Origin of the sequence: Pseudomonas sp. MWU16-30317 (genome assembly GCF_020515695.1) — a bacterium.
GTDB lineage: Bacteria > Pseudomonadota > Gammaproteobacteria > Pseudomonadales > Pseudomonadaceae > Aquipseudomonas.
The window spans coordinates 1-595 of the sequence record NZ_JAIWJA010000030.1 but is presented as its reverse complement, the minus strand read 5'-3'; the positions used below and the strand labels follow the sequence as shown (position 1 = coordinate 595).

The window sequence follows — 595 nt, the reverse complement described above, 5'->3', positions numbered from 1 at the left end:
CACGGTGTGATTCATGACTGGGGTGAAGTCGTAACAAGGTAGCCGTAGGGGAACCTGCGGCTGGATCACCTCCTTAATCGACGACATCAGCTGTCTCATGAGCTCCCACACGAATTGCTTGATTCATTGAAGAAGACGATAGAAGCAGCCCGAAATTGGGTCTGTAGCTCAGTTGGTTAGAGCGCACCCCTGATAAGGGTGAGGTCGGCAGTTCGAATCTGCCCAGACCCACCAATTTTGTGTGGGAAACGCCTGTAGAAATACGGGGCCATAGCTCAGCTGGGAGAGCGCCTGCCTTGCACGCAGGAGGTCAACGGTTCGATCCCGTTTGGCTCCACCACTTACTGCTTCGTTGCCAAAGCTTAGAAATGAGCACTCCATCAATTGATGGTTGAGTGTTGATTTCTGATCTTTTTCAGAATCGTTCTTTAAAAATTTGGGTATGTGATAGAAAGATAGACTGGATGACACTTTCACTGGTGTTCATTCAGGCTAAGGTAAAATTTGTGAGTGACTCTTAAGAGTTTTGCGAATTTTCGGCGAATGTCGTCTTCACAGTATAACCAGATTGCTTGGGGTTATATGGTCAAGTGAA

2 tRNA genes and 1 rRNA gene are annotated in these 595 nt (G+C 47.4%); all 3 read left to right on the top strand.

The features are described 5' to 3' along the window. Positions 1-76, top strand: a 16S ribosomal RNA gene (locus tag LIX93_RS29485); the annotation flags it as partial. Between the two features lie 81 nt (positions 77-157). Further along, positions 158-234 (top strand) — tRNA-Ile (locus tag LIX93_RS29480). Positions 235-264: 30 nt separating this feature from the next. Next, positions 265-340, top strand: a tRNA-Ala gene (locus tag LIX93_RS29475). The last annotated feature ends 255 nt before the right edge of the window (positions 341-595 follow it).